Genomic DNA, 8,228 nt, shown 5'->3' with positions numbered 1-8,228 from the left:
GCGCCGCGCGGCGGGGCGGGCTTGTCGGCGGGGGCCTGCAAGGGCCTTGGAGCCTCCGCCATCTGGTCGAGTGCCCGCTGGGCGGTCGAGGGTCCGACGCCCGGCAGGATCTGCATCAGCCGGAAGCCGGCGACCCGGTCGCGCGGATTGAGCGCAAAGCGCAGGACGGCCAGCATGTCCTTGACATGCGCGCTGTCGAGAAATTTCAGGCCGCCGAATTTCACGAAGGGAATGTTGCGGCGGGTGAGCTCGACTTCCAGCGCGCCGCTGTGGTGCGAGGCGCGGAAAAGCACCGCCTGGTTCTTCAGCCGCGTGCCCTCTTCGCGGTTCTCAAGCACCTTGTCGGCAACATACCGGGCCTGGTCGGCCTCGTCGCGCACCGTGACGAGGCGCGGGCGCTCGCCCGATTGCCGCTCCGTCCATAAGTTCTTGGTGAAGCGCTCCGAGGCAAGATCAATGACGGCATTGGCCGCGGCGAGAATGGGTTGCGTCGAACGATAGTTGCGATCGAGCGTGACAATATTGGCCGGCGGGCTGAATGAGGCCGGGAAATCGAGGATGTTGCGGACTGTGGCGGCGCGGAAGGAATAGATCGACTGCGCATCGTCCCCAACGACGGTAAGCCCCTGTCCCTCAGGCTTCAAGGCAAGCAGGATGGAGGCCTGCAGGCGGTTCGTATCCTGATACTCGTCGACGAGCAAATGATCGAAGCGGCCGCCGATATCCTCGGCGATCAATGGTTCGGCAACCATCTGCGCCCAGTAGAGGAGCAGATCGTCATAGTCGAGAACGTTCTGGGTCTGCTTGGCCTCGACATAGGCGGCGAAAAGTTCGCGGAGCTGCTTTTCCCATGCAGCACACCAGGGGAAGGCGTCACGCAGGACCAGGGGCAGCTCCGTCTGCGAATTCACGGCCCGTGAATAGATCGCAAGGCAGGTACCCTTGGTCGGGAAGCGGCTTTCCATTTTCGAGAAGCCGAGATCGTGACGAACGAGGTTCATCAGATCGGCGCTGTCTTCGCGGTCATGGATGGTGAAGGCGGGGTCAACCCCGATCTGCTCGGCATAATCGCGAAGCAGCCGCGCGCCGATCCCATGGAAGGTACCGCTCCAGGCCAGCGCATCGGCCATGATGCCGGAATTCCTGCCAAGAACCTCAGCGCAAATCCGCTCGACGCGGCGCGCCATCTCGAAGGCCGCTCGGCGGGAGAAAGTCATCAGCAGGATGCGGCGCGGATCCGCACCCTTGACGATCAGATGCGCAACGCGGTGCGCCAGCGTGTTCGTCTTGCCGGAACCCGCGCCGGCGATCACCAGAAGCGGACCTGCGACGTGGCTACCGCCGGCAAGCGTGCCGTGTTCGACTGCCATGCGCTGCTGTGGATTGAGCTTTTCGAGATACATCCAGCCATCCGGTTGGCGCCCGCACGCATGACGGCGCGGACAGATTAGGCGTTCCTTGAATGTTCTCGATAATGATTCCTGTCAAGCGCAAGCTTTAGTGAACGGCGGACACCACTTCCTGCCGCATGAGTTTCAAGCTCCGATCTGGCTGGAGAATGTAGGTTTCCCGCACCCGGTTGCCGCTTGAATTGTAGAAATTGTTGTAAACGGCGCTGCCGACGGGTGATTTTGTCAGTTTGGTTCGCGGCTGCCCGCCATAGGTCAAGCTGCCGCGAATGGGCGTGGGCTCCGATCTGCCGGAGGATGTGCAGGCGCACAGAAGACCGCTGCGAAAATTGCCGAAATGATCACTTTCATTGAACGACCCCGGCTGTCGATCCGTTGCATATGGGCGACCCGCTACCGCACGCTAAGGGTGGTTTCAAAGACAATGGTTGATTCCGATCAGCTCGGCGCGCCGGGATGCAAGGGAAAACCGCTTTGAAGCGTGTAAGCCTCTGTTGCGGTGCGACCGGTCAGTTCGGTTCTGGTTGCTGGATCGTCTCCGGGGGCGTGTCGTCATTTCCCCCGCCCTTGTCGAAAGGTTTGACCACCAGGATACTGAGAATCGAGGCGATCATCGCTGCAATAATGATAAGCATCAGTGTTCTCATGGCAATTTCTACTTCGGATGACGGGATTTGAGACAATTCAATTAAACTTTTTCAAGCGAAAGAAAAGTTCCAAAGGATTCTCGCGAGAATGCGCAAGAAAAAGCGGGAACAAAAACTGCACCTCACGTGTTTGATCGTCTGAATTCAACGCCGGAGACTGTTATGAGGACGACATTCCGACTGGGGGCTGCCGCACTTCTTGTTGCATCCGCCGCATTTGCCACACCTGCATCCGCCTCACTCAAAACCGATATCGATTATTATTCGGCACTGCCGCAGGATCAGATTGCGCTCAATGAATATACCGGCGCGCCTGCCTGTGAGCCGGCCGACGCGCATTATCTGCCATCCTTCATCCGTGCTCCGGACGGCACCATCATCGGCGTCGGCTATCTCGAGATAGAAAGCGACAGCAACTGCTGAAGAAAGGCTACGGGGATTCTGCCCTGACAAGGCCTACGCATGGCTGAGGGAATGAGCCTCTGACCATCATCGACCATCATCATGATGGCTGCAGTTTCATGGGTAGCCAGCGCTCGCGTGCAACGCCTTCAGCACGGGTTTCCAGCCGATCCTCATTCAACAGTCAAATGAAAATGAACAACCATGCCTGAGCGGCACAGGGCAGCAATTCCGACTACAGTTGGCCGTGGTGCACCCGTCAGTGCAGCTTCAGCTTGGCTTCTTCCGCCGCCGCCAGAAACTCGGCGCGGGCCTCCTCGGCGGTCTTGCGTCCATCGAGCGCCGCGCGGCAGACGCTGCGGGCCTTAAGATAACGAAGCCCGCGATTTGCGGGCCAAAGATCGGTAAGACATTTCAATGCATCGAACGGGCCGTTCACGGTTCGCGCATCGGCGTTTTCGAAGCCGACTTTGACCGGATTTCCCCATCTTTCCGTTGCCATAGGCGTATTCCTCCAGCGTTTACGCCAAAACGCGCAGCCAGCCCTTTGCGTTCCCCTAAGAAGGACCGTGCACATGGGTATATTAGCGGGATATTTGTCGCCTGCAATCGGGTTTGATCGCGGCAGATGCGCAAGGTGCGACGGAGGACTGAATTTTTGGCAGAAATGATGCCGCCAGCTGTCACGCCTGCCAGGTGACCGCTCGCTTTTTTGCAGTCAGGGCGCTCTTAAAGCCAATCTACGTCTCGCGACCTTATCGAGGAAGTGGCGGGCAGCCGAGCCCGGAGGTCCCGGTTGCCGCGTCGTCCTGCTGCCCCGCTGCATTCGTGCAGGCAGGCGATGACGGGATGGCAGGGTTGACGCCGCTTGGGTTGATCGTGCTGCCGCTCCTGTTCAGATCGACGGCACCAGACCGCCTAAAGGGCGGGAGTGGGCTTTCGAAATAAAATGGGACGGCTATCGCCTGGCTGTGCATATCGAGCCGAAAGGCGTTCGGATTATTACCAGAGGCGGCCACGATTGGACGGATCGCTTTCCGGCCATCGCAAAAGCGGCGAAGAAGCTAGACGTGGCGACGGCGATCCTTGATGGCGAGGCAGTCGTTCTCGACGCGCAGGGCCGGTCGGATTTCGGACTGCTGCAACAATCGCTCGGCGATCGGGGCGGAAAGCGCATCTCGACCGATGCGATCTTCATGGCGTTCGATCTTCTCTATTTCGACGGCCATGATCTGAGGCCGTTGGAATTCACCGCTCGGCGGCATCTCTTGGAGGGTCTGATCAAGAGCAGGGACGATGTCATCCGGCTTTCTGAAGAGATCGAGGCAGACGGAGACCGGCTGTATTTTGCTGCCCGCGAACACGGCCTTGAGGGCATCATCGCGAAAGACCGTGAGAGCACCTATCGCTCCGGCCGGCGTGGCGACTGGCAGAAGATCAAATGCATCCAGAGCGACGGCTTCGCGATCGTCGGCTATGAGCATTCCTTTGTTGCGCGGGCAGGGATCGGTTCACTGCTGCTCGGAGCGCGCCAAGGCCGCAAGCTTGTCTATGTCGGATCGGTGGGGACCGGCTTTAATGAACGAACGGCGAATGAGCTGCGCGCCGCACTCGACAAGCTCAAGGTGAAGAAGCCACTTGTGGAATATTCAGGCCGGCGCAAATATATCGTCTGGGTGAAGCCAGCCCTGGTTGCCGAGGTCGAATATCGCGCATGGACGCATGACGGCAAACTGCGGCAGTCGTCGTACAAAGGACTGCGCGATCCGGAGGAGAATGCCGGGATTTTTGAGATCGAATGAAGCTGAAGTCAGCTCCGTTTTGGCCTGGGCACTAGAATGCAAGCCTCAATGTCCGCCCGTTATGGTGAGCTTATCGATATCTTTGGCGCGATCGACATAATCGCGTTACCTTCACCCGGTTCGTTCCCGACATGCAAAAACAATGAAAGAATAACGAACGCCACAACGAATAGTATCGATAGGACCGATAGCAAGTTCGGCCGGAGAGTGAAGCCACCAACGCTAGTAGGTTGAATGTGTGCCATGTCTGCCCCTTTGCCGTCGCCTTGGGGAATCGCCGGTCGTTTGACATTAGGTCAGTGAACATGGACAAAAAAGCTATCTCTTTTGGGTACTCTTGGTCCCTCTAACACGCCTTTTGGGTAACGCTGCAGCTGTAGTTTTCGCTGCGGATTTTCCGGCGGTAGCGGCAAGTCATCAACTATTATCAGTTCGACATCTGTGCCTTGCAGGTATTTCCCGAACCCATTGTCGACCGTGTAAACGGCGCGGGCGCCTCTAACAATCGCGGTAGCCGCAATCATTGCGTCGTACTTTTTGACGGAGACACGCGGAACGTGGCTCGGCACGCTAATTGTGGTATCTTAGTTGAAGAGGCAGTTGCTCATGCGTCGGCTACGGCATGAGCTTGGAGGAGTCCGGGGCATCGGCGATCGAAGATGCAGCCTCGTCCCAGGCGCTGTCGCAGCCAATCGGGCTGACTTACGACCGCACGCTTGATCTCGATCTGGGGAACAGGCGCTCGGTGAAACCACACACGTCTCGAAGCACAAGCAGGTCGCCTCTAAATCTGCGGCGGCGCTGAGCATCGGCTTGGATCCACCGCTCGCACCATGGAGGAACCAATGAAACCCACAATCGCGGCATGCGCCGCAGCGATGACACCTGTCAAAACAGCGCTTCTCTCCGGACTACTCCTGGGCTTAGCTCCTGGAGTCGTCCTCGGACAGCCGATCGAAAAGAAGGGGACCACGCCCTATGTCACGCATTTCGTTTTTCGGCCTTTGATGAGCATTGACATTCCCGGAGTCGGTACGGCCACCGCGCTGGAGGCGGTCGGGACCACCGAAAATATGAAGGGAGAGGCGATGCTCGACAAGATGTCAGCACATTGCACGGCGGTAAGCGTTGCTTCGGGCGACAAGAACTACATTGATGGCGCTTGTGTGCTGGCCGATCGGGACGGCGACAAGATCTTCTCGACCTTCGATACACGCGATCTCGACAAGTCGCAGCCGGAAATGGATTGTGGCACCCATATTATCACGGGCGGCACCGGCAAGTACGCGGGCATCACGGGGCGTGAGCCCTTTGCTTGTATAGCGATGCCTGCGCTGGCTGGTCCCGGCGGCTATACTGCGATGGACATCCCGCATAACACGACGTGGGAGATCAAATGACAGGAACCTTGATGTCCTATCGCAAGGCAGCTCAACGAACGTCCAAGAAAGACCTTGCTTTATCAGACGCCCGCGGAGAGGTTTGCAGAGTGTGTTGCAGCGATTAGTTGAACCCACCGCCCATTGCTGACGTTCCCCGGACTGATTTTTCTTTCCGAAACCCGACAGTGAACGCAACCAGCGCTCATGACCCATTCCAGACCTTCCGGTGCATGCACAGCAAAGGGCCTTGCGGCGATACAATGCCTCCGATTTCTGCTACGGTGCATTCCTCGGGCATAGGTGGTCTTAAAGAAAGCCATCGTGGATCGCAAGCTTGCTGCCATTCTTGCTGCCGATGTGGTGGGCTACTCCGCGCTGATGGAGCGTGACGGCCAAGCAGGCGGCCGACGCGCGCATGGGGGCCGGCGTCCATTTTCGCTCCGATGTGGTTGCGGGCCAAAAGATCGGTGAGGGTGTGGCCGAGCAGGTCATAGCGTTCGCGGGTCCACCGCCCCAGCGGTGGGCGCGACGCTCGCCTTCGATCGGGGGCTCCTTGGGGCTTCGCCCAGAGCTATCGGAAAGGTGGCCGAAGCGCACGGGGGAGAGTCGGATTGTCAACCGAGAATGTAGAGCGGCGACTTACGGCCATTCTAGCGGCCGACATCTCCGGCTACAGCCGGCTGATGGGCAACGACGAGGAAGGTACGCTCGCCCAGCTGAAGGCGCATCGGCGTGCTCTGGTCGACCGAAAGATCAACGAACACCGCGGGCGGATTGTCAAGACCACCGGCGATGGGATGCTGGTCGAGTTCGCGAGTGTGGTCGAGGCCGTGCGCTGCGCCGTCGAGATCCAGCGCGGCATGGCGGAACGCAATGTCGCGGTGCCGGCAGGACAACGTATCGAGTTCCGCGTCGGCATCAATGTCGGCGACATCATCATCGAGGATGACGACATTTTCGGGGATGGCGTCAACGTGGCGGCTCGCTTGGAGGGGCTCGCGGAGCCTGGCGGCATCTGCGTCTCGGGCCGCGTGCAGGAAGACGTGCAAGGCAAGCTCGACATTGCCTTTGAGGATATCGGCGAACAGAAGCTCAAGAACATCGCTCGGCCGGTGCGCGCCTTTCGCGTGCGGCTCTCCGCCACGGCCGCTCCGGCGCCCGCCGGCTGGCGCCGGGGATTGTTCGCCGCTCTGGCTCTGATGATTTTGCTTATTTTAGGCGCGCTATGGGCCGGTCTAGGCTCTGAGTGGAAACTTCTCAGCATTCTGCGCTCTGGCGATCAATTCACAAAAAGTGCTGAAGTCGGCACGAAACCCGCGATCGCCATTCTCCCGTTCCTGAACCAGAGCGACGATTCGGCTCGTCAGTATTTCGCGGATGGATTGACGCAGGATATCATCAACGCACTCGGACGGTTCTCCGCGCTGACCGTAATGTCGTGGAACGCGGTCTTCCCCTACAAGGGAAAGCCCGCAAGCCCGGAGGAGATCGGCCGCGGTCTCGCCGTCAGCTATCTGGTCGAAGGCAGCGTCCGCCAGACCGGCGACCGCGTGCGGGTCATCGCGCAACTCGTCGACACAAGGCAGGGACGGGTGATTTGGTCTGCACGCTTCGAGGAGGCGCTGGCGGACGTGTTCGCGCTGCAGGACAACATTGTCACTCGCATCGTCAGAGTCCTGGCGATTCGCGTGACGCAGATCGAACAAAATCGGGTGTTCGCGAAGCCAACCGAAAATCTCGCAGCCTATGATTACGTGCTGCGCGCCAGGCCGGCATTGCAGAGCCCGACGCATGCAAACAATGTGGAGGCGCGCGCCCTGCTCAGACGCGCCATCGAGCTTGACCCGAACTACGCTGCTGCATATGCGGCCCTTGCCGAAACCTATCACATTGCCAGCTCGATGGGCTGGGCGGAATCGCCAACCGCCTTCCTGAGCCGTGCCGAGGAACTGGCAATCAAGGCGCTGAGCCTTGATGATTTCGACGTGCGCGCGCGCATCACTCTCGGCCACATCCACCTCTTTCGTCAGAGATACAACCAGGCAGAGGTTGAGATCGAGCGCGCCATTGCGATCAATCCGAACGATGCTCACGGCCTCGCCGGGCGCGGCACCATCCTGTTGTGGCTGGGACAGACGGATGCGGCGATCGAGGCCTTGGAGCAGGCGCAGCGTATCGACCCCGATCTCAATGCGATCGATCGCTTTGCGCTGAGCCTGGCCTACTATCTGAAACGGCGTTACGACGCGGCGATCGAACAGGCGGAACTTAGTCTTCGAACAACCGCAGGCGCGAACTTCAGCCGTATCCTGCTGGCGGCAGCCTATGCGCAAGACGATCGAGCGGAGGATGCCGCGCGTGTCGTGGCGATGATACGCCGCGTCGACCCAACCTTCGACCCGCAGGAGTTCGGAACCAAGTTTCTAAGCTCTGGCGATCTCGAACATCTGCGCGACGGATTCCGCAAGGCCCGCCTTTACCCTGTCACAGGCGACCTGTCACCGGCCGAGATCATGGACCGCTCATGTCCTTCAAGCCGCGCGCGTTTCTGGTTGGCCTTCGCGTTTTTCGCAGCATGGTCCTGCG

The 8,228-nt window shown here is 59.4% G+C and carries 7 protein-coding genes and 1 pseudogene; 4 read left to right on the top strand and 4 right to left on the bottom strand.

Features of this window, described 5'->3' with window-relative positions; genetic code table 11:
• The 3 genes and pseudogenes from C9413_RS23215 to C9413_RS34270 form a co-directional block, all read right to left on the bottom strand.
• Positions 1-1,403 (bottom strand): ATP-dependent helicase (locus C9413_RS23215; RefSeq protein WP_170250958.1); only part of this gene is annotated, 1,403 nt, incomplete at its 3' end.
• A 94-nt stretch (positions 1,404-1,497) separates the two neighbouring features.
• A pseudogene (locus tag C9413_RS33755) lies at positions 1,498-1,760 on the bottom strand (hypothetical protein).
• 158 nt (positions 1,761-1,918) lie between these two features.
• Positions 1,919-2,044, bottom strand: coding sequence for a hypothetical protein (locus C9413_RS34270; protein ID WP_267285084.1), 126 nt, complete (start codon positions 2,042-2,044; stop codon positions 1,919-1,921).
• Between the two features lie 174 nt (positions 2,045-2,218).
• Between C9413_RS34270 and C9413_RS23210 the strand changes: the two genes are divergently transcribed.
• Entirely contained in the window at positions 2,219-2,479 is a 261-nt protein-coding gene (locus C9413_RS23210; RefSeq protein ID WP_039843887.1) for a hypothetical protein, read from the top strand.
• A gap of 238 nt (positions 2,480-2,717) precedes the next feature.
• Here the strand turns inward: C9413_RS23210 and C9413_RS23205 are convergent, their stop codons facing one another.
• Positions 2,718-2,960: a DUF982 domain-containing protein gene (locus C9413_RS23205; protein ID WP_039843888.1), complete on the bottom strand. Its 243-nt coding sequence runs from the start codon at positions 2,958-2,960 to the stop codon at positions 2,718-2,720.
• Between the two features lie 397 nt (positions 2,961-3,357).
• Between C9413_RS23205 and ligD the strand changes: the two genes are divergently transcribed.
• The 3 genes from ligD to C9413_RS23185 form a co-directional block, all read left to right on the top strand.
• Positions 3,358-4,260, top strand: coding sequence for a non-homologous end-joining DNA ligase (ligD, locus tag C9413_RS23200; protein ID WP_039843889.1), 903 nt, complete (start codon positions 3,358-3,360; stop codon positions 4,258-4,260).
• Positions 4,261-5,105: 845 nt separating this feature from the next.
• Positions 5,106-5,660 (top strand): hypothetical protein, encoded by a 555-nt coding sequence (locus C9413_RS23190; protein ID WP_022715542.1) that lies wholly within the window; start codon positions 5,106-5,108, stop codon positions 5,658-5,660.
• Between the two features lie 593 nt (positions 5,661-6,253).
• A partial coding sequence (locus C9413_RS23185; protein ID WP_246703835.1) for an adenylate/guanylate cyclase domain-containing protein occupies positions 6,254-8,228 on the top strand: 1,975 nt, incomplete at its 3' end.

Source organism: Rhizobium sp. SEMIA 4085 (assembly GCF_013004495.1).
Lineage (GTDB): Bacteria > Pseudomonadota > Alphaproteobacteria > Rhizobiales > Rhizobiaceae > Rhizobium > Rhizobium gallicum.
The sequence above is the reverse complement of the archived record's forward strand: the minus strand, read 5'-3'. Positions and strand labels throughout refer to the sequence as shown.

Excerpts from the sequence above, each read along its gene's own strand:
- C9413_RS34270 (WP_267285084.1), bottom strand. The coding sequence starts at position 2,044 with ATGCTTATCATTATTGCAGCGATGATCGCCTCGATTCTCAGTATCCTG.
- C9413_RS23210 (WP_039843887.1), top strand. The coding sequence starts at position 2,219 with ATGAGGACGACATTCCGACTGGGGGCTGCCGCACTTCTTGTTGCATCC.
- C9413_RS23205 (WP_039843888.1), bottom strand. The coding sequence starts at position 2,960 with ATGGCAACGGAAAGATGGGGAAATCCGGTCAAAGTCGGCTTCGAAAAC.
- C9413_RS23190 (WP_022715542.1), top strand. The coding sequence starts at position 5,106 with ATGAAACCCACAATCGCGGCATGCGCCGCAGCGATGACACCTGTCAAA.